This is a genomic window from Kribbella endophytica (genome assembly GCF_054781295.1).
In genome coordinates this window covers 3,361,796-3,380,622 of the sequence record NZ_BAAGUR010000001.1, presented here as the reverse complement: position 1 = coordinate 3,380,622, position 18,827 = coordinate 3,361,796, and the positions used below count along the sequence as shown (strand labels likewise).

Genomic DNA, 18,827 nt, shown 5'->3' with positions numbered 1-18,827 from the left:
CGTCAGCTGAGCGGGAGGTAGGTGTTCAAGTAGTCGTTCCGGAACTTACCCTCGGGATCGTGGCGTTTGGCCAGTTCGGTGAAGTCCGGAACCTTCGGGTAGCAGACCTGCAGGGTGGCGGCGTCGGCGGCGAAGACCTTGCCCCAGTGCGGTCGCGCGCCCAGCGGGAGCAGCGCGTTCTCCAGGGACTCGACGACCGGGCGGACCGCGGCCTCGTCCTGGATCCAGGTGAAGTGGAAGGCGACGGTGTCGCGCCCCTGGCTCGGGCTGAGCCACAAGGTGTCGGCGGCGATCGTACGGAGCTCGGACACCTGGATGACCGGCGCCATTTCGTTGCCCAGGGCACGCATCTGGTCGATCGCGGCGGCGGCCTGGGCGCGCTCGACGAAGTACTCCGACTGCAGCTCCTCGCCGTTCGACGGCGTGAACTCGAGGCGGAAGTGCGGGAGCCGCGCGTTCCACGGACCGGGCACGCCGCCCTGCTGGGTGGCGAAGTCGGCGGGCATCGTCTTGATCGGGTGGCGAGCGCCGTCGGCCAGCCGCGCGCCGAGCCACTCGGGCTCCAGGGCGATCTGCTTGGCCTTGCGCCAGACCATCACCTCAGGATCGACCCAGTCGGTGAACGCGCTCACGCTGTACGCGCTGCCGAACACCTCGTCGAAGGACGAACCCAGCCGCTCGACCGGCAGGCCGTCGTACACGACCTGGCTGATCTCGTACGACGGCTCGACCGCGAGCGTGAGATGCGTCGTCACGCCCAGCGCCCCGAGCGCGACGACCGCGCCGTCGAAGTCCGGATCGGTTCTGTCGAGCGCCACCAGCGAGCCGTCCGCGCTCACGAACTCGATCCGTACGACGGCCGACGCGAGCGTCCCGTTCGTGTCGCCGGAGCCGTGCGTCCCCGTCGAGCAGGCGCCCGCGACCGAGATGTGCGGCAGCGACCCGAGGTTGTGCAGCGCGAGCCCGTCGGCCTGCAACGCGGCCGTCACCTCGCCGTACCGGAGTCCGCCGGCGACCCGCACGCTGCGACGGTCCCCCGCGATCTCGATCGTCTTCGGCAGGTCGAGCACCGAGACCAGTGTCCCCGCGGTGTCGGCGATCCGGTTGAACGAGTGCCCGGTGCCGAGCACCCGCACCCGCTCGCTGCCGCCGACGAGTTCCTGCAGTTCCTCGACCGATCGCGGCCGCTGCAAGTCCTGCGCGGAGAACGTGATGTTGCCTGCCCAGTTCTTCATCCGGTTCCTCTCGCCGAGATCCACCCCGAGCCTTCCACATCACTTCCCGACAAGTTTCCGCCACCTGCGGCGAGCCAGCGCGCGGCGGCCTGTGCTGTCCATGGTTTGATACGACCGCTCGCATCCGCCGGTGATCAAGGAGACACGTAGCGTGGCACCCCCTCGGCGCTGGTTGCTGATCGCGGGGGCCTCCGCGGTGACGCTGGTCGCGACGTACCTGCTCGCCGTCTGCACGAAGACCGGCCAGGAACTCGAGAACGCGGTCCTGCGTGGTGCCGACGACTCCGCGAACCGCAGCGAGCTCGTTGCCGCCAACAACGCTCTGGACCAGATCACCCTCTACTCGCTGATCGGCGCCTGCGTGCTGATCGGCCTGATCGGGCTGCTGCGCCGCCGGCTCGACCTCGCGGTCGCCGCGGTCGGCGTGATCTTCGCCGGCCAGGTCGTCACCCAGGGCCTCAAGCGTTTCCTGCTGGTCCGCCCCGAGCTGGTCGACGTCACCGGCGACTTCAAAGGCAACAGCCTGCCGAGCGGCCACACCACGATCGCGATGACCGTGCTGTTCGCCGCGCTGATCGTCGTCCCGTACCGGTGGCGCGGGTGGGCGATGTTCCTGACCCTGAGCTGGGCGACCGGGATCGGCGCGTACACGCTGACCGCGAAGTGGCACCGGCTGTCCGACACGATCGCCGCCGACGCGGTCGCGCTCGGTCTGGCCTGCCTGGCGTCGTGGTGGCTGTCTCGCCGCGGTCTCGTGCGGCCGTACGACGGCAAGCGGTACGTCCCGCGCGTCGTCTTCGTCGTACTGACCTGCCTGTACGTCGCCGCCTGGCTCGTGCTCGGCGGAGTTCTGTGGGGTGTCCCGCTCGTCGGTGAAGGGCTGCAGCAGGCGATCGCCGAGAGCCAGTGGCCGCTCTACCTCGGCGCCGGTGCGCTGGCGTCGGCCGGGTCGGCGATCAGCGCGCTGATCTTCTGGGCCAGCTGGCGCCGGCTGGAGGTCGCTCGACCGCTGCCGGTCGACGCACCGGCGCGTACGGCAGACGGGTCCAGCGGCTCGGCGCGGACAGCGACCGGCGGGCCCGGCTCCGGCTCCGGCGCGAAGAGTGTGCAGGCCCGCGGATGATCTTCGGGTTCGGGATCGCGGCGTTCTGGTTCGTGCTGTTCGTGATCAGCTTCCTGCGCGACCGGCGGGTGCTGCGCAACGGCATCTACCTGGTGATGACGGTGTTCTTCGCCGGCATCGGCACGGTCTTCGCACTGGACGCGATCAACGAGACAGCCGCCCGCTGGCTGATCGTGCTGGTGCTCGTGATGATCCCGGTGACCGGATTGGTACTGACGGTCGCACTGATCGGCAACGGCGTGGTGATGCTGCGCCGCGAGGGCCGTCGCCCGGCGAACCTGCTGTCGCTGGCGGCCGGACTCGGAATCGTTGCCTTCGGCATCTTCAGCGTGCTGGTCCTGAAGACCGGTTCGCCGTTCCTGGCCGCGGTCCGCGACGCGATCGGCGGGACGCTCGGTTACGTGTCGTTCCTGTTCGTCTGCTTCCTGGCGTACGCGTTCGTCTACGCGCGGATCCGCTTCTTCCGCCGGCCCGACTTCATCGTCGTGCTCGGTTCCGGCCTGCGCGGCCGCCGGGTGCCGCCGCTGCTGGCCAGCCGGCTCGACAAGGCGCAGTCGGTCTGGCAGAGGGAGCGCGACAAGGGCCGTACGCCGTTGCTGATCACCTCAGGTGGTCAGGGCCCCGGCGAGGAGGTCGCCGAGTCGGTCGCGATGGCCGACTACCTGATCGACCACGGCGTACCGGCGGACGCCGTACTGCGCGAGGACCAGTCGACGACAACCTTCGAGAACCTCACCTTCAGCGCCAAGATCATGACCGAGCTGAACCCGAAGTACCGCTGCCTGATCGTCACCAACAACTTCCACGCCCTCCGCGCCGCCTTCACCGCCCGCAAGGCCAAGGTGAACGGCCAGGTCCTCGGCTCCCCCACCGCGCTGTACTTCTGGCCCAGCGCCACCATCCGCGAGTTCATCGCCGTCCTCGTCGACCACAAGATCGCCAACGGCATCATCGTCGCCCTGATCTTCCTGAGCGCCTTCGCCCGCCTAATCTGAGCGGTATGGACCTGTACGTCGAACAGCACGGCTCCCCCGACACCCCACCGCTGCTCTACGTCCACGGCCACGGCGCCGGCTCCTACCACTTCACGCACTACCAGGCCGACCGGCTCTCGACGGATCTTCGCCTGATCGCCGTAGACCAACGCGGCGTCCTCCGCTCACCCGCGCTCGGACCCGACGATCGCCTCGACCTCGCCGTCCTGCTGGAGGACTACGAGGCGCTGCGCGAACGCCTCGGGTTCGATAGCTGGACGATCCTCGGGCACTCGGCCGGCGGCAACTTCGCGGTCGCCTACGCCGCGCAGTACCCGAGGTCGGTGCGCGCGGTGATCTTCGACTGCCCCGCCTGGGACATGGATCTCGCCGACCGCCAACGGCTGCCGATCTTCGCAAACCTGTACGACGCGTCGGGCGAGCCCAAGCAGGCCGCGGAGTGCCGGCGGATCGCCAGGCTGGAGCGGCGGATCACCGCGGAGGACCGGACATACGAGCTGGCCTTCGGGTTGCGCGAGCGGTTCCAGGACACCTTCTGGTACGACGCCGCACGCGGACGGGAGTTCGTCGCGGTGGGCGAGGCGGCGGGGTTCCCGGCGGAGTACTGGGAGCGAGGGCTCAGCCATGGAGTGCTGTTCGCGGATCTGTACGAGTCGAAGATCCCCTTGCTGTGCGGGCTTTCGCAGCCGACCTTGCTGCTGCGCGGGGTTGCCGACACGGCGGCGCCGGAGGCGGCGGTGGCTGCCTATCGCGGGGCTGTCCGGGAGCCGCGGGTCGAGACGTTCGAGCGGTCGGGGCACTTCGTCTGGGCGGAGGAACCCGAGCGGTACGCCGACGTCGTGCGTGAGTTCGTTAGGGTGAACGGGTGAGTCTTACCTCTGGTGGTCCGCGGCGTGAGGATTTCTTCAAGGTGCCCGGTAAGGGGGCCGGTGCGCCGGTCAAGCCTGGGGAGAAGGCGCCGGTGGACCGGACGGCCGCGTTGTCCGTGGGTGCGTTCCAGCCCGTGATCGCGGCGGTGCCGATGCCTCGGCGGTTGTTCGAGCACGAGTCGGAGCGGGCGGCTGCTCTCGCCGCGGGCTCGGACGGTGAGCGGGAACTGAAGAACGTGGTGACGGATCTGGATGTCGCCCTCACGACGGCCGTGCTGCTGCTGCGCGGGGTCGAGCACGCGAAGGCGCGGGAGCGGGTCATCGAGGCGGTGCCGTCGCTGGTCGAGGCGACGGCGTACAAGCCGCTGGATGCCGCGGCGGAGTTCCTCGATCTCGACGGCGAGGACGTCGCCGAGATCCTGGACGGACTGACCGAGCGGGGGTACGCCGGGCCGACCGAGGAAGCGATCGCGCAGGCGGAGGATCTGCGCGAGCAGCTTCGGCAGGTCGATCACGAGCAACTGGACGCGTTCCTCGACTCGGCGCTGCGGATCGTCGTACTGGTGTCGTTCGCGGGTGCCGCTGCTCCCCTCGGTGCGTTGACCGAAGGCGACCCGAAGCTCGCCGAAGCCGCGAAGGCCGGCGTCGTCGGACTGACCGCGGTCGCGCTGGAGGAGTTGCAGAACAGCAAGTACGAGAAGGTCGACGACCAGGAGGTCGCGGACCTGCTCGAGGGGCTGACTCCTCCGGTCAGGTGAGCATCGTCACCGCGGCGATGATGCCGGCCAGCACGATCAGGATCCGGAGCAGCGTCGGCGGGAGCACCCGGCCGATGTGCGCGCCGGTGTAACCGCCGACGATCGAGCCGATCGCGAGCAGTCCGACCGCGGTGTAGTCGAGGTCGGCGACGAAGACGAAGATCAGGCCGGCCACGACGTTCGCGGCCATCACCGCCAGGGTCTTCAGCGCGTTGACGATCCGCAGGTCGAGGTCCAGCCCGAGGCCCAGCACCGCCATCATCATCACGCCGGAACCGGCGCCGAAGTACCCGCCGTACACGCCGGTCAGCGTGGCGAAGAACGTGGTGAGCGGCGACATCTTCGTGCGCGGTTCCACCTCGTGCGGTTTCCGGGACTTGAGCCACTTGGAGATCGTCGGTGTCGCGCCGACCAGCAGGCAGGTGAACAGGATCAGCCAAGGGACGATCGCTTCGAAGACGCCGGGCGGCAGGGCGAGCAGCAGGACGGCGCCGCCGATCGAGCCGAGCGCACACGTGGCCACCACTACCCAGGTCACGGCCGGCTGCTCGCGCAGTTCGCGCCGGTAGCCCAGGGAACCACCGAGGCCCGCCGGGATCATCCCGACCGTGTTGGACGCGTTAGCGATCACCGGCGGGATGCCCAGGGCAACCAGGACAGGGAAGCTGACCAGCGACGCCACACCGACCGTGGACGTCAACAGTCCTGCGGCGAGCCCGGCAGCGATGACGATCAGGTGCTCAGCGCCCGTCACGACTGCTCAGCAGGAAGGTCGACGGTCCGCTCACGCAGCAGGGCGACGTCGCTGACGAGCAACACGTGTTCGTGCATCGCCTGCGAAGCGCCGACCGGGTCGCCCGCGACGATCGCCTCGGCGACCTTGCGGTGCCCGGCGAGCGAGTCCTTCGGCCGCCCGGGCTGCGACAGCGACTCGATCCGCGTCTCCCGGATCAGGTCGTGGATCGCCGCCATCATCTGTCCGAGCAGCTCCGACCGCGCCGCCGTCGTGACCGCGCCGTGGAACTGCTCGTCCGCCTCGACGCCGCGCCCACCGGCCGCGATGTCGCGTTCCATCTCAGCCAGCGCCGCCTGGATCGCGACCACATCAGCGTCAGTCCGCCGTACGGCAGCCAAGGCCGCCAGCTTCGACTCCAGCGCGTCCCGGGCCTCGATGATCTCCGGCAGCCGGTCGGCGTGCGCCCGGATCGCCTCGATCACCGGCGCCGTCCGGGCCCGCTCGGTCAGCACCGTTCCGTCACCGTGCCGTACGACGACCACGCCGATCACCTCGAGCGCGACCAGCGCCTGGCTCAGCGTCGCCCGGCTCACCCCGAGCCGGACGGCGAGCTCCCGCTCGGGCGGCAGCCGATCACCGGCCTTCAATCCGTTCTCCGCGATCCATCCGGTGATCTGCTCGGCGACCTGCTCGTAGAGGCGGGTCCGTAGCACCGGACGCGGAAAGCGCGGAGAGTCGTCCATGAGGACCAATGTATTGACAACTGGGTCATTGAGCTATTGGCTAGGCCACTGAGCCAACTGTGGCGTCCCCCACATCATTGGAGAAATCAGATGGGTCCGGAATGGGTAGCGATCCTCGCGCTGGTCGCCTTGTTCGTGATCGGCACGCTGCTGCCGATCAACATGGGTGCGCTCGCGTACGTCGCGGCGTGGCTGGTCGGCATGTTCTCCCTCGACCTGAGCGAGAAGGAGATCCTCGGCGGGGTCAGCGGTGACCTGATCCTGACGCTGATCGGCGTCACCTACCTGTTCGCGATCGCCAAGAACAACGGGACCGTCGACCTGATCGTGAGATCCGCGGTCCGCGCGGTCGGCGGCCGGGTCGCGCTGATCCCGTGGGTGATGTTCGCGGTCACCGCGCTGCTGACCGCGATCGGCGCCGCCAGCCCGGCGGCCTGCGCGATCATCGGGCCGATCGCGCTCGGGTTCGCCGCCCGGTACAAGATCAACCCGCTGATGATGGGCATGTTCGTCGTGCACGGCGCCCAGGGCGGCGGGTTCTCCCCGATCAGCATCTACGGCACGATCACCAACTCGGTGATGGAGGACAACAACCTGCCGTCGAGCGAGATGACGGTGTTCCTGGCCAGCCTGGTCGTCAACCTGGTGATGGCGGCGATCCTGTTCGTGCTGTTCGGCGGCCGCAAGCTGATGGCCCAGCGGGTCGATCCCGACGAAGAGGACACCTTGACCGAGGACCTCCACCGCGGCGGCGCGACCGTCCCGGCACGCGGCCAGGGCACCTCCGCTCCGACCGGCACGCAGGCGCTCGGCGTACGACGGGACCAGGTGCTCACGCTGGTCGCGTTCGTCGGCGTCGCCGTGGTCGCGCTGGCCTTCGACAAGAACATCGGGTTCGTCGCGATCACCGCCGCGGTGATCCTCGCGATGCTCTCGCCGACCGAGCACAAGGACGCGGTCCGGCAGATCGCCTGGCCCACCGTCCTGCTGGTGGCCGGGGTCAGCACGTACGCCGCGATCCTGACCGAGGCCGGTTCGCCGGAGTTCGTCGGGAACTGGGCGGCCGGGCTCGGCGCGGTCGCGATCGGCGCATTGGTGCTCTGCTACGTCGGCGGCGTGGTCTCGGCGTTCGCGTCGTCGACCGCGCTGCTGCCGGTGATCATCCCGATCGCCGTACCGCTGATCGCGAACGGCGGGATCAGCGCCGGCCTGTTCGTCGCCGCGCTGGCGATCGCGTCGACGATCGTCGACGTCAGCCCGTTCTCGACGAACGGCGCGCTGATGCTCGCGAACAAGCCGGACACGATCAGCGAACCCGTGTACTACAAGCAGATCCTGACCTACAGCATGATCGTCGTACTGGTCGGCCCGCTGCTGGTCTGGGCCGCGCTGGTCCTGCCGGGGTGGTGAAACGATGAGTGGACCGCTGGACGGCGTACTGGTTGTCGATCTGTCGAGGGCCCTGGCCGGACCGCACGCAACGATGATGCTCGGCGATCTGGGCGCGCGGGTGATCAAGGTCGAGGCGCCGGGGCGTGGCGACGACACGCGCGGTTGGGGGCCGCCGTTCGTCGGTGACGAGTCGACGTACTTCCTGTCGGCCAACCGGAACAAGGAGTCGATCGCCCTTGATCTGAAGGATCCTGGCGATCGGGAGGTGCTGCTGCGGTTGGTCGATCGGGCCGACGTGCTGGTGGAGAACTTCCGGACCGGCGTGCTGGAACGGCTCGGACTCGGGCTGGAGTCGTTGCAGGCCAGGAATCCGCGGCTGATCGCGTTGTCGATCACCGGGTTCGGGCACGACGGGCCGGAAGGTGGGCGTGCGGGGTACGACCAGATCGCGCAGGGCGAGGCCGGGTTGATGTCGCTGACCGGGTCGGGGCCTGAGGATCCGCAGCGGGTCGGGGTGCCGATCGGGGATCTGCTGGCGGGGATGTACGGGGCGTACGGCGTACTGGCTGCTCTTCGCGAGCGGGAGCTGACCGGTGCCGGGCAGGTGGTGCGGACTTCGTTGCTCGCGGCCGTTGTCGGGGTGCACGCGTTCCAGGGGACGCGGTACACGGTGGCCGGGGAGGTTGGGGTTGCCCAGGACAATCATCATCCGTCGATCGCGCCGTACGGGCTGTTCCACTGCGCTGATGGATCGGTGCAGATCGCGGTCGGGAGTGAGAGCTTGTGGCAGCGGCTGGTCTCGGCGTTCGCGCTGGACGAGACCGGGCTGGAGACGAACGCGCTGCGGGTGGCTGATCGCGCGCGGGTGATCTCGGTGGTCGAGGCTGCCTTTGCGGAGTGGCCTGCTGAACGGTTGCTGGCTCGGCTCGACGAGGTTGGGGTGCCGGCGGGCAAGGTGCGGCGGCTGGACGAGGTGTACGAGTGGGAGCAGACGGCGAGCCAGGGGTTGCTGATCGACGTCGAGCATCCGTCGCTGGGGTCGGTGCGGTTGCCGGGGCCGCCGTTGCGGTTCTTCGGTGCTGATGGATCGGAGACGACGAGGCGGGATCATGGGGCGCCGCCGACGTTGGATCAGCAGGGCGAGGCGATCCGGAGGTGGGTCTCGTGAGCGCTCGGGAACTGATCGAGGTCGTGCTGGACCCGGGGTCGTTCCAGTCCTGGGACGAGACGGCCGACGTGAGCGGACATTCGCCGGACTACTTGAAGCAGCTCGCCGCGGCGGCCGAAAAGTCGGGGGCTGACGAGTCGGTGCTGACCGGGCGCGGGCTGATGCGGGGGCGGCCGGTCGCCGTACTGGTGAGTGAGTTCGCGTTCCTGGCCGGGTCGATCGGGCGTGCGGCCGCGGCGCGGATCACGTCCGCCGTACGCCGTGCGACCGCGGAAGGCCTGCCGATCCTCGCGTCGACGGCATCCGGCGGAACCCGCATGCAGGAAGGCGCCCCGGCGTTCTACGAGATGGTCCGGATCTCCCGTGCGCTGATGGAGCACAAGGCCGCCGGCCTCCCGTACCTCGTCCACCTGCGCCACCCGACCACCGGCGGCGTCTTCGCCTCGTGGGGATCACTCGGCCACGTCACCGTCGCCGAGCCCGGCGCGCTCGTCGGCTTCCTCGGCCCGAAGGTCTACCAGGCCCTGTACGACGAACCGTTCCCCGCCGACGTCCAGACCGCGGAGAACCTCGCCGAACACGGCGTCATCGACGGCGTCGTCGAGTCCGTGGATCTTCCAGTCCTCCTGGACCGAGCCCTCGGCATCCTCGTCGATCCTCCGACCTCGCCAACGTTGGTACGACGCACCGCCACCCCGCACGCGGGTGGCGCGACGGCCGGGGACGAAGTCGCCGCCGGCAACCGCCGGGACGATGCCCCGCGCTCAGCCGTCGACGGCTGGAGCGCCGTGGTGGCGACCCGCCGCGAGGATCGCGCCGGGGTGCGCGAGTTCCTTCGCTTTGCTTGTACCGGCACTGTCCGCCTGACCTCCGCGGACGCCAGCACATTGGTCGCTCTCACCCGCGTCGACGGTCGCCCCTGCGTCCTCGTAGGCCAGGACCGCGAGGCCGACCGCCCGCTCGGCCCCGCCGCGCTCCGCACAGCCCGCCGCGGCATGCGCCTGGCCGAAGACCTCGGTCTCCCCCTCGTCACCCTCATCGACACTGCCGGCGCGGAACTCTCCCGTGCCGCCGAAGAAGGCGGCCTCGCCGGCGAGATCGCGCAGTGCATCGCGACCATGAGCACCCTGACCGTCCCCACCGTCTCCGTCCTGCTCGGGCAAGGCACCGGCGGCGGCGCACTGGCGTTGCTCCCGGCAACCACCGTGATCGCCGCCGGCCACGCCTGGCTCGCGCCGCTACCACCGGAGGGCGCCAGCGCGATCATGTACGGCGACACCACCCACGCCCCCGCACTCGCGACCGCCCAACGCATTGCCGCCACCGACCTCCGCGACGCCGGCATCGTCCACCACGTCGTACCGGAGCTCCCCGACGACACCGCGGAATCACTCACCACGGCCCTCGCCGCCGAGATCGCCCACCACCTCAGCTGAGCTTGCTCCGCGCATAACGAACCCCAGCAGCAAACCGAGTCCGCACCTGCAACGCCTCCAGCAACCGAGCCACCTCGTACCGCACCGACCGCACGCTCAACCCGATCCGTTCAGCGATCTGATCGTCGGTACACCCCTCGCACAGCAGCTCAGCGATCACCTGCTGCCGACTCGTCAGATCAGCCTCCGGCTCCGCCAGCTCACTCGCCCGTACGGCGGTCTCCCGCACTGCCCGCAGGTATTGACCCGCCGCGTTGACCGCCTCCAGCCCGCTGATCATCATCAAGCTGCGCTGCCCGTCGACGATCGGCCCCTCGACCACCACCCGCTCGCCGTCGAACACCTTCAGCTGAATCGGCCCGAACGCCAAGTGGTACGGCATCTCCTCGGCCGCGATCAGGAACTCCGTCATCGCGTCGGTCCCGCCGGTGGTGTCGAAGAAGCTCGTCATCCGCACGCCACGCTCGACCAGGACCTGATTCACCTTGTGGCTCGGCGCGAAACTCTCCACGCTCTGGCACTGCGTCGACGTCACCGCGGTCAGCTCCGAACAGTTCCAGCACAGGTCGTGCAACCAGTCCCGCAGCCCGAGACTGTCCCGCCCGAACACCTTCACCTCGACGTTCCGCCGGTGCCCCGCCTGCCACTCGTCGCAGAAGCGGGCCCGCACCACCTGCAACCGCAACGAGGCGTCCCACACCTGCTGCCGCACCGGAAAATGAGCCAGCGCACGATCCACAATCCCCACCCCCGTGGCGAACCCGACCCCAACGCCCGGAATCCTGCCACGCCCGACGATCACCCGCCGCGCCCGGAGTGTCGCCCGCGGCAACCACTCCAGCATCAAACGTTGGCTTGGTGCCGGGCCGGCGTGGCCGGGCGATGGACGCATGTTCGTTGCATCATCGGACGTCACCTGTCAAACTGGTGACGTGGAGCATGCCTTTCCCTGCGGGAACACCGCCCTCGACTTCGTCGGCACGCTGAAGGCGCGCCGGAACGCCGTACCGCTGGAGACGCTCACCGCGCCCGGCAAGCTCGCGTCCTGGTACCTCGAGGCCGGCGTCGTCGCCGGCAGCGAGGTCACCTGCGCCGACGCCGACGTTCCCCAGGCGGTCACCGTCCGCGAAGCGATCTACACACTCGTCTTCGCCCGCCTCAACGAGCTCCCGTACGACGAGCACGCCGCCGAGCTCGTCAACGCCGCGGCGCGCTTCCCGGCCGCGGTCCCCCAGCTCGTCCACAACGGCCACCGCATCGAGGCCACCGCCGACCAAGCCCTCTCGGCCGTCGCCCGCGACGCGATCGCCATCCTCGGCGGCTCCGACGCCGAGCTCCTCAAGGAGTGCGGCCGCCCCGAGTGCACCCAGGTCTACCTGGACCGCTCCCGCGGCGGCCGCCGCGAGTGGTGCGCGATGGAAACCTGCGGCAACAAGATGAAAGCCAAGGCCTACCGGGCGAGAAAGAAGGATCAAACCCGCCCGGTGTCGGCAAGGCCTTAGTTCCACCATCTCGTCGACAAAGAATCCCTCAAAGTGTTCGTTGCGCAGTGGATCTCGCCCTCTGACACGTGCTCCGAGGTCAGGTCGTCGGCGTACGTGACCTTGTAGCCGATCCCACCGAGCGCCTTGTCGATCGCCGTCGCGAAGACGTCCTTACCGTTGACCACCGGCCCGTACGGCTTCGGCGCGACGTACCGCCCACCGTTCAGCACCAACCCGTTCACAGCACCAGGAATCTCCGCCACCGCGTCCCGCATCGCGTGCAGCTTGGCGATCGCCTGGTCCTTCTCCGGCCCCGCCTCCATCTGGCTGATCTCGGTTTCGAGCATCCCGTAGTCCATCGACTTCGCCGTGAACAACGACGGCACCCGCACGAGATCCGCGTCGGTCAACCCAGCCTGAACTTTCAGCACCTCGACGTTCGCCCGGATCTTCACAGCAGCCCGCTCGTTCGTCTCGACGAACTGCTGGTCCGCAAGGAACTCAGCAGTGCTCCGCTGATCGATCCGCAGGTCGTACGGCCACTCCAGCTTCGGCAACCCACCGTGCATGATCTCCCCGCCATGCCCACTCTTCTGTACGCCGCGCAGCAGTTCTAACCCAGCCGAAGGATCCGCAACCAGAGCCTTCCACCCCAACCGACTCCCCGGCGCCGCCACGAACTGCACGAACTCGTCGACATGCCCGACCGTCAACCACGACGTGTCGAGCGCCAGCGGATCCTGCATCCCCTGCGACTTCAGCAGCGTCACCATCTCCGGCGCCGGCCCGGTCTTCCCGTGGTCGAACCCGTCGCCTCCGATCACCACCCGTCCCACCGGATGCCCCGGCGTCGGCGGAATCGTCTCCAGGTTCCCCATCGAGTCGTAGCTCTCGTTCTCCTCCGGCACCGGCACGTGCTCCACATGCACCCCCGCGACATCAGCCCCGGCGAGCTCCGTGAAGATCACCCGCGACCCCACTCGCCGCGAATCGTTCACCGACCCGAGCAGCACCTTCATCCCCTGCGGCGTCCCACCCGGCCCAGGGATCGACATGTACGCCGGCTCGAACAGATCCTGCGTCCAGCTGTCGTCCCCCTGATCGAGCAGCTGCACCCCACCCGGTACGCCGGTCTGCTTGACCACCTTGTCGACCTGCTTGCGCCAAGCCGTCCCCACCTTGTCGCTGTCCCCCGCGACCCCGGCGAACACCCGCTGCACCCGCTGCGTGTTCAGCTGCATCAGCACCGGCGCCTCCTTCAGCGCCAGCGAAGCGCTCGACGTCGAACCGTTGCCACTGACAACCAACTTCAGCGACAACGTACCGTCCCAGACAGCCGAGTCCCGGACGATGTCCCGCCCCTCGATCCCCAGCTCGACCCCGTGCCGCACCTCGTCGGCCGTCAGTACGGTCGACGACGACCACCCCGAAGCCCGCTTCACGAACACCCGCACCCGATCGGTCGACACCGTGATCCGACCGGTGGCACCAGCCGGCGCACCGACCCACGGCTGCGTCCGGACCCGCGCCAGATCCTTCGCGTCCTGAGCCCCGTTGACCACCGAGTCCGCGGCGTCGTTGCAAGCAGCCATCGTCCGATCGGCAGCGTTCTTCTGCCGCTGATACGTCCGGACGAGCTCCTGGTAGAGCCTCTCCGCCTTCTCCTTGTCCGGCTCCTTCTCCAGCTCTTCCTTGCGCTGGTAGAAAGCGTCGTCGTACGCCGCCTCCTGCGCGACCGCGTCCTTCGCCACCGTCCGCGCCTTCGCCCGGCACCGCCCGGCGTCGTCGTCCAGGTTGGCGAGAAACAGCACCGAGCCACCAGTCAGCTGGTCGCCGTGCAGTGCGGCGACCGGCCCGCCAACAGCTCCAGCGGGCAGGGCACTACCGAGCAGACCGGCGGCCACTGCGCCGGTCAGGAAGAGAAGGCGTGACATGCGGTTCCTTATGACTCGGAAATGGGTCGAGTCACAGGTTTGCGAAGACTTTTCCGGATCCTGTCAGGATCCGGTCCGCAGGCGGTCCTTTCAGCTGGGCAGCTGCAGCGACGGCAGCGTGTTCTCGATCTGCTCCCGGTTCGGTTCCAGCCACGGCGGCAGCTTGAGCTTGCGGCCCAGCTCCAGCAGCGGCTCGTCGACGGTGAACCCCGGCTGGTCGGTCGCGATCTCGAACAGCACGCCACCGGGCTCGCGGAAGTAGATCGACGTGAAGTACTGCCGATCGAGGATCTCGGTCACCTCGGCGCCCGACTCGATCAGCTGCTCCCGCCAGACCGCCTGCGTCTCCCGATCCGGCGCCCGGAACGCGACGTGGTGCACCGTGCCACCCGCTTGCAGCCCTTTGTCGCCCGCACCGGCGGCAACGTCGACCACCGTGCCCGGGTTGTCCCCCGACATCGTGAACCGGGCCCGCCCACCGCTCTCGTCACCGAGCGTCATCCCAAGCATCCCAGCCAGTAGCTCGGCCGTCGGCTCGAGCGACGCCTCGGTCACCGTGATCGCGTGCAGCCCGCGGACCGCGTGCTCGGCCGGAATCCCCGCCGCGCCGTCCCAGCCCGACCGCGAGTCGCCCTCGGCCGCGACCAGCTCGATCACCAGCCCGTCGGGGTCACGGAACGCGATCACCTCTTCGTCCATACGCCGTACCGGCGCGTCCGCGTCGACCTTGAGCCCGGCCAGATGCTGCTGCCACCACCCGAGGCTCTCCGGCGGGATGCTGAACGCGGTCGCCGTCGCCAGCCCGGTCCCCTGCTTGCCGTCGGGCGCCTCCGGCCACGGGAAGAACGTGAGCAGCGTCGACGGCAGCCCGGCCTCGTCTCCGTAGTACAGGTGGTAGAGCTCGGGACGGTCGAAGTTGACCGTCTGCTTGACCAGCCGCAGGCCCAGCACCGTCGTGTAGAAGTCGATGTTGCGCTGCGGATCGGTCGCGACCGCGGTGACGTGGTGCAGGCCGTGCGGCGTGATCGGGTTCATCTTTCAAGCATCCCTCACCGGCGCGGGCGTGGATAGGTACCAGCCAGCGCCGCCGCTGTGACGAGCGTCAACAGCCCGACACCGACGATCGCGGCGTTGCGCACCTGCAGAATCCCGTGCGGCGTGATCACGTCGTCGAACGGGTTCCCGTCGTCCGGTACGACGCCGATCCTGAACCGCAGGACGCCGTCCAGCGGCGTACCGTCGTCGGTCACCGCCGACCAGCGCGCCTCGTAGTTCCCGTCCGCGAGCCCGGCGCCGGCCACCCGCTCGAGCAGCACCCCCTCGACCCGGACCTCACCGCTGGACCGGTCCTTGCCCGCGGCATCTTCCAGAACGAGCGACCCGGCGCGGATCGGGGTGGTGAACTCGATCCGCACCCGGGCGGGCGCGTCGGCAAGCCGCGCCCCGGCCGAGGGAGTGGTTGCCGCCACCCCGCCGTGCGCCGAGGCAGTCAGCGGCCAGCCCATCACAGCGACTGTCACGAGCACCCCGACGATCCATCTCATCGTGCTTGCAAGTACTGCTCGAACGTCTGTTTCCCGTACGACGACCCCGGCGCGAGGTGGTACCCGGCCGCGAACGCCGCCGACACCTTGCCCGGCGGCTTGAAGATCACGCCCGGCCGCCGGCTCCCGGTCACCCGCTTCCAGATCGCGTGCAGCTCCCGCACCGACTGCCGCACCGGCCCACCGATGTCCTCGGCGCGCCCCTGGGGCGCGCCCATCGCGACCTCCGCCATCCGCGCGCCGACCTCCTCCATCGCGATCGGCTGGAACGGCCAGGCCGGCCCGAACACGACCGGCAGGAACCTCTGCGAGGTGAACACCTGCTCGACCAGCGAGTGGAACTGCGTCGCCCGCTGGATCGTGAGCGGTACGCCGGAGGCCAGCGCGATCTCCTCCAGCTCCACCTTCTGCCGGTAGAAGGTCAGCGGCACCCGGTCGCACCCGACGATCGAGACCATCACCAGGTGCTTGATCCCGGCCGCCTTCGCGGCGGTGGTCAGGTTCCGCATCATCGGCAGGTCACCCTTGTTGTTGCCTGCAGCAAGATGTACGACGGTGTCGACGCCGGCCAGCGCCCTGTCCAGGCCCTGACCGCTGACCAGGTCGGCGGCCACCGCGCCCGGTCCACCGCGGCGGGTCAGTCCGACCACCTCGGCCCCGGTCGCCCGCAGAGCCTCCGCCGCGGGCCGTCCGATCTGCCCGGTCGATCCCGTCACCAGGAACTTCGTCATCACTGTCCTCTCTCGTTCCGGGTACTTCGGTCATGACCGGGCAGCTCCACGATTCGTGACAGCACCACCCGTGTCACGAATCACCGGGCTGCCCGGTCATGACTCGACATCCATCCGAAGGAGAGTCCTGATGACCCGCGCCATCCGCCTGGTACTCGGCGTTCTGTTCCTCGAGGTGCTCGTGGTCGGCGTCTGGAACACGGTCGCGCCCAGGAGCTTCTACACCGACTTCCCGACCGTCGACATCAACCCGCCGTACAGCGAGCACTTCGCCCGCGACCTGGGCGCGACGATGCTCGGGCTGACGATCATCTGCGGGATCGCGCTGGTCAAGCCGCGTGCGCACTACCTGATCCCGGCCGGGCTGGCCTACACCGCGTTCGCGATCCCGCACTTCTTCTTCCACGTGACGAACATGGAGAACGCGACCGTCGGCCAGGCGATCCTGCTGACCGTCGGCAACGCGCTGTTCGCCGTACTGGGCCTGCTCGTGCTCCTCCTCACCGCGATTCGGGACCGCGGCTTGTACCGTGGAGGCAGGAGAGAGGAGTCCCGCGATGACACGGGCGCTGATCGTGGTCGACGTGCAGAACGACTTCTGTGAGGGCGGCAGTCTGGCCGTCGCCGGAGGCGCGGACGTCGCGTTCCGGATCGGGCAGCTGCTGCACGACTGGCACGAGGCCGACCCGAACGACCGCAGGTACGGCTACGTGGTGGCCACCCGCGACCACCACATCGAGCCGGGCGACCACTTCTCCGACACCCCCGACTTCGTGAACTCCTGGCCGAAGCACTGCGTGGCCGGCACCGACGGGGTCGGCTTCCACCCGAACCTGGACCCCCAGCCGTTCGACGCGATCTTCGACAAGGGCGAGTACGCCGCGGCGTACTCGGGCTTCGAGGGCAAGTCGCACGACGGCGAGGAGCTGGCCGCCTGGCTGCGGGACAAGGGCGTCACCGACGTCGAGGTCTGCGGGATCGCGACCGACTACTGCGTCCGCGCGACCGCGCTGGACGCGCACCGCGAGGGCTTCACGACGACGGTGCTGACCGGGCTCACCGCAGGGGTGGCACCGGCCAGCACCGAAGAGACTCTCGTCGAGCTGCGCGCGACAGGGATCGCGCTCACCTGACCGGAGCGCTCACCTGACCGGAGCTCCGGGGCCGAGCGGGATGCCGAGCGCCCACCAGGCCAGGAAGAGCAGCGTCCAGGCGATCGTCATCGCGACCGCCAAGGGCACCGTGTACGACGCGAGCGTGCCGACACCGGCGTCCTTGCGGTAGCGCTGCAGGAACCCGAGCGCCATCACGAAGTACGGGCTCATCGGCGTGATCGCCGTCGACCCCGAGTCCGCGATCCGGAACAGCGCCTGGGTCGTCTCGGCCGGGACGTTCAGCAGCAGCATCATCGGCACCAGAATCGGCGCGGTCAGCGACCACATCGCCGAACCGCTGGTGACCAGGATGTTGATCAGCGTCAGCAGCACCAGGATGCCGAGGAAGATCACCACCGTCGGCGCCCCGATCTCGCCCAGCCAACGGGCCGACTCGGCCGACAGCAGGTCGCCGATCTTGCTCCAGCTGAAGTAGGCCAGGAACTGCGCGATCGCGAAGAACAGCACCAGGACCGGTGCCATCTGCTTGATCCCCTCGGCCATCAGCTTCGGTACGTCGCTGCCCTGCTTGATCGTGCCGACCGTCACGCCGTACGTGATGCCGACCAGACCGAACAGGACGGCGACCACCATCGCGATGCCGTCCAGGAACGGGGACTCGACGATGCTCCCGTTCTCACCGCGCAACGGGGAGTCGTGCGGCAGCAGCATCGCGACGATCGCGACCGCGGCGACCAGGAACACGATCCCGGCCCGGCGCAGGCCGGTCCGCTCGCGGTCCGACAGGTGCAGCGCGTCCGGGTCGTCGCCCGGGGCGTCCGGGTCGGCGTCCAGATCGGTCCGCTTGCTCAGCACCAGGCGGACCACCAGCGTGATCACCAGCGACAGCAGGATCGACGAGGCGATGTTGAAGAACCAGTTCGACAGCGGCGAGATCGACGCGCCCGGGTCGACCGTCTTGGCGGCCGCCTCGGTGATGCCGGCGAAGATCGCGTCGTTCGGCGTCGGGATCGGACTGGCGTCGTACCCGGAGGCGATCGCGGTGTAGGCGACCACGATGCCGAGGATCGGCGACCGGCCGACGGCCCGGAAGGCCAGCCCGCCGAGCGGGACCAGGATGATGTACGCCGCGGCCGACGCGACGTGCGCCATCGTGCCGGCGAAGGCGACCGCGAACACCACCATCGAGGTGGGCACCCGGGACACGCTGACCTTCATCAGCGACTGCAGGAACCCGGTCCGCTCGGCCAGCGCGACGCCCATGATGACCACCACGATGGTCGCCATCGGCGGGAACTCGGCGAAGTTCGAGATCGCCGTCGAGACCGCCATCTGCAGCCCGTCGCCGGACAGCAGGTTCTGCACCGCGACGGTCTTGCCGTCCTTCGGCGAGACCACCGACACGTCCAGCATCGACAGGATCCAGCTGACCACCGCGAGGATCGCGGACAGGATCCAGAACAGCCAGAACGGGTGCGGCAGCGCGTTGCCCGCCTTCTCGATCACCGCCATCGCCCTCACCAGGCGTGGCAGCTCCTTGGTCTCCTCGGTCGCCGTGCTCATC

Annotated in this window: 19 protein-coding genes; 10 read left to right on the top strand and 9 right to left on the bottom strand. The window is 69.1% G+C overall.

Annotated features, from left to right (window positions below; genetic code table 11):
- Nucleotides 1-2: 2 nt before the first annotated feature.
- Nucleotides 3-1,235 (bottom strand): D-arabinono-1,4-lactone oxidase, encoded by a 1,233-nt coding sequence (locus ACYVIO_RS16215; RefSeq protein ID WP_460651588.1) that lies wholly within the window; start codon nucleotides 1,233-1,235, stop codon nucleotides 3-5.
- 151 nt (nucleotides 1,236-1,386) lie between these two features.
- Between ACYVIO_RS16215 and ACYVIO_RS16210 the strand changes: the two genes are divergently transcribed.
- The 4 genes from ACYVIO_RS16210 to ACYVIO_RS16195 are packed head-to-tail and all read left to right on the top strand — an operon-like array spanning nucleotide 1,387 to nucleotide 4,980.
- The gene (locus tag ACYVIO_RS16210; RefSeq protein WP_460651587.1) at nucleotides 1,387-2,358 is read left to right on the top strand and encodes a phosphatase PAP2 family protein; all 972 of its coding nucleotides are present in this window, start codon (nucleotides 1,387-1,389) and stop codon (nucleotides 2,356-2,358) included.
- Nucleotides 2,355-3,353: a YdcF family protein gene (locus ACYVIO_RS16205; protein ID WP_460651586.1), complete on the top strand. Its 999-nt coding sequence runs from the start codon at nucleotides 2,355-2,357 to the stop codon at nucleotides 3,351-3,353. Before ACYVIO_RS16210 ends, ACYVIO_RS16205 begins: the two co-directional genes overlap by 4 nt.
- A gap of 5 nt (nucleotides 3,354-3,358) precedes the next feature.
- Complete coding sequence (locus ACYVIO_RS16200; protein ID WP_460651585.1) at nucleotides 3,359-4,222, top strand: alpha/beta fold hydrolase; 864 nt, start codon at nucleotides 3,359-3,361, stop codon at nucleotides 4,220-4,222.
- Nucleotides 4,219-4,980, top strand: coding sequence for a hypothetical protein (locus tag ACYVIO_RS16195; RefSeq protein WP_460651584.1), 762 nt, complete (start codon nucleotides 4,219-4,221; stop codon nucleotides 4,978-4,980). The genes ACYVIO_RS16200 and ACYVIO_RS16195 overlap by 4 nt, the downstream gene beginning before the upstream one ends.
- On the opposite strand, the gene ACYVIO_RS16190 is transcribed toward ACYVIO_RS16195, so the two are convergent.
- Nucleotides 4,973-5,734 (bottom strand): sulfite exporter TauE/SafE family protein, encoded by a 762-nt coding sequence (locus tag ACYVIO_RS16190; protein WP_460651583.1) that lies wholly within the window; start codon nucleotides 5,732-5,734, stop codon nucleotides 4,973-4,975. The genes ACYVIO_RS16195 and ACYVIO_RS16190 overlap by 8 nt on opposite strands.
- Complete coding sequence (locus tag ACYVIO_RS16185) at nucleotides 5,731-6,459, bottom strand: FadR/GntR family transcriptional regulator (RefSeq protein ID WP_460651582.1); 729 nt, start codon at nucleotides 6,457-6,459, stop codon at nucleotides 5,731-5,733. The genes ACYVIO_RS16190 and ACYVIO_RS16185 overlap by 4 nt, the downstream gene beginning before the upstream one ends.
- A 90-nt stretch (nucleotides 6,460-6,549) precedes the next feature.
- Here ACYVIO_RS16185 and ACYVIO_RS16180 point away from each other — a divergent pair, with 90 nt between their 5' ends.
- The 3 genes from ACYVIO_RS16180 to ACYVIO_RS16170 are packed head-to-tail and all read left to right on the top strand — an operon-like array spanning nucleotide 6,550 to nucleotide 10,455.
- A complete protein-coding gene (locus ACYVIO_RS16180) occupies nucleotides 6,550-7,869 on the top strand; it encodes an SLC13 family permease (protein WP_460651581.1) in 1,320 nt (439 codons plus the stop codon).
- Nucleotides 7,870-7,873: 4 nt separating this feature from the next.
- Nucleotides 7,874-9,019: a CaiB/BaiF CoA transferase family protein gene (locus ACYVIO_RS16175; protein WP_460651580.1), complete on the top strand. Its 1,146-nt coding sequence runs from the start codon at nucleotides 7,874-7,876 to the stop codon at nucleotides 9,017-9,019.
- Complete coding sequence (locus ACYVIO_RS16170; RefSeq protein WP_460651579.1) at nucleotides 9,016-10,455, top strand: carboxyl transferase domain-containing protein; 1,440 nt, start codon at nucleotides 9,016-9,018, stop codon at nucleotides 10,453-10,455. The genes ACYVIO_RS16175 and ACYVIO_RS16170 overlap by 4 nt, the downstream gene beginning before the upstream one ends.
- On the opposite strand, the gene ACYVIO_RS16165 is transcribed toward ACYVIO_RS16170, so the two are convergent.
- Nucleotides 10,448-11,194, bottom strand: a complete 747-nt coding sequence (locus ACYVIO_RS16165) for a helix-turn-helix transcriptional regulator (protein WP_460651578.1) — start codon at nucleotides 11,192-11,194, stop codon at nucleotides 10,448-10,450. The genes ACYVIO_RS16170 and ACYVIO_RS16165 overlap by 8 nt on opposite strands.
- A gap of 193 nt (nucleotides 11,195-11,387) precedes the next feature.
- Here ACYVIO_RS16165 and ACYVIO_RS16160 point away from each other — a divergent pair, with 193 nt between their 5' ends.
- Nucleotides 11,388-11,957, top strand: a complete 570-nt coding sequence (locus tag ACYVIO_RS16160) for a CGNR zinc finger domain-containing protein (RefSeq protein ID WP_460651577.1) — start codon at nucleotides 11,388-11,390, stop codon at nucleotides 11,955-11,957.
- Here the strand turns inward: ACYVIO_RS16160 and ACYVIO_RS16155 are convergent.
- The 4 genes from ACYVIO_RS16155 to ACYVIO_RS16140 all read right to left on the bottom strand — a co-directional run bounded on the left by ACYVIO_RS16155 (nucleotide 11,954) and on the right by ACYVIO_RS16140 (nucleotide 16,148).
- Entirely contained in the window at nucleotides 11,954-13,873 is a 1,920-nt protein-coding gene (locus ACYVIO_RS16155; RefSeq protein ID WP_460651576.1) for a protein-arginine deiminase family protein, read from the bottom strand. The two genes, ACYVIO_RS16160 and ACYVIO_RS16155, sit on opposite strands and share 4 nt — an antisense overlap.
- A gap of 90 nt (nucleotides 13,874-13,963) precedes the next feature.
- Nucleotides 13,964-14,908 (bottom strand): ring-cleaving dioxygenase, encoded by a 945-nt coding sequence (locus ACYVIO_RS16150; RefSeq protein ID WP_460651575.1) that lies wholly within the window; start codon nucleotides 14,906-14,908, stop codon nucleotides 13,964-13,966.
- 14 nt (nucleotides 14,909-14,922) lie between these two features.
- Nucleotides 14,923-15,399: a copper resistance CopC family protein gene (locus ACYVIO_RS16145; protein WP_460651574.1), complete on the bottom strand. Its 477-nt coding sequence runs from the start codon at nucleotides 15,397-15,399 to the stop codon at nucleotides 14,923-14,925.
- A 14-nt stretch (nucleotides 15,400-15,413) separates the two neighbouring features.
- Nucleotides 15,414-16,148, bottom strand: a complete 735-nt coding sequence (locus tag ACYVIO_RS16140; RefSeq protein WP_460651573.1) for an SDR family oxidoreductase — start codon at nucleotides 16,146-16,148, stop codon at nucleotides 15,414-15,416.
- Between the two features lie 130 nt (nucleotides 16,149-16,278).
- On the opposite strand from ACYVIO_RS16140, the gene ACYVIO_RS16135 reads away from it, so the two are divergent.
- Nucleotides 16,279-16,752 (top strand): hypothetical protein, encoded by a 474-nt coding sequence (locus ACYVIO_RS16135; protein ID WP_460651572.1) that lies wholly within the window; start codon nucleotides 16,279-16,281, stop codon nucleotides 16,750-16,752.
- Entirely contained in the window at nucleotides 16,706-17,281 is a 576-nt protein-coding gene (locus ACYVIO_RS16130; protein WP_460651571.1) for an isochorismatase family protein, read from the top strand. The genes ACYVIO_RS16135 and ACYVIO_RS16130 overlap by 47 nt, the downstream gene beginning before the upstream one ends.
- Before the next feature lie 9 nt (nucleotides 17,282-17,290).
- Here ACYVIO_RS16130 and ACYVIO_RS16125 read toward each other — a convergent pair whose 3' ends face one another.
- Nucleotides 17,291-18,826, bottom strand: a complete 1,536-nt coding sequence (locus ACYVIO_RS16125) for an AbgT family transporter (RefSeq protein WP_460651570.1) — start codon at nucleotides 18,824-18,826, stop codon at nucleotides 17,291-17,293.
- Between the last annotated feature and the right edge of the window lies 1 nt (nucleotide 18,827).

Bases quoted from the DNA above. Each gene is read 5' to 3' on its own strand.
- ACYVIO_RS16215 (WP_460651588.1), bottom strand. From the start codon at position 1,235: ATGAAGAACTGGGCAGGCAACATCACGTTCTCCGCGCAGGACTTGCAG.
- ACYVIO_RS16205 (WP_460651586.1), top strand. From the start codon at position 2,355: ATGATCTTCGGGTTCGGGATCGCGGCGTTCTGGTTCGTGCTGTTCGTG.
- ACYVIO_RS16200 (WP_460651585.1), top strand. From the start codon at position 3,359: ATGGACCTGTACGTCGAACAGCACGGCTCCCCCGACACCCCACCGCTG.
- ACYVIO_RS16185 (WP_460651582.1), bottom strand. From the start codon at position 6,459: ATGGACGACTCTCCGCGCTTTCCGCGTCCGGTGCTACGGACCCGCCTC.
- ACYVIO_RS16180 (WP_460651581.1), top strand. From the start codon at position 6,550: ATGGGTCCGGAATGGGTAGCGATCCTCGCGCTGGTCGCCTTGTTCGTG.
- ACYVIO_RS16175 (WP_460651580.1), top strand. From the start codon at position 7,874: ATGAGTGGACCGCTGGACGGCGTACTGGTTGTCGATCTGTCGAGGGCC.
- ACYVIO_RS16155 (WP_460651576.1), bottom strand. From the start codon at position 13,873: ATGTCACGCCTTCTCTTCCTGACCGGCGCAGTGGCCGCCGGTCTGCTC.
- ACYVIO_RS16150 (WP_460651575.1), bottom strand. From the start codon at position 14,908: ATGAACCCGATCACGCCGCACGGCCTGCACCACGTCACCGCGGTCGCG.
- ACYVIO_RS16140 (WP_460651573.1), bottom strand. From the start codon at position 16,148: ATGACGAAGTTCCTGGTGACGGGATCGACCGGGCAGATCGGACGGCCC.
- ACYVIO_RS16135 (WP_460651572.1), top strand. From the start codon at position 16,279: ATGACCCGCGCCATCCGCCTGGTACTCGGCGTTCTGTTCCTCGAGGTG.
- ACYVIO_RS16130 (WP_460651571.1), top strand. From the start codon at position 16,706: ATGACACGGGCGCTGATCGTGGTCGACGTGCAGAACGACTTCTGTGAG.
- ACYVIO_RS16125 (WP_460651570.1), bottom strand. From the start codon at position 18,826: ATGAGCACGGCGACCGAGGAGACCAAGGAGCTGCCACGCCTGGTGAGG.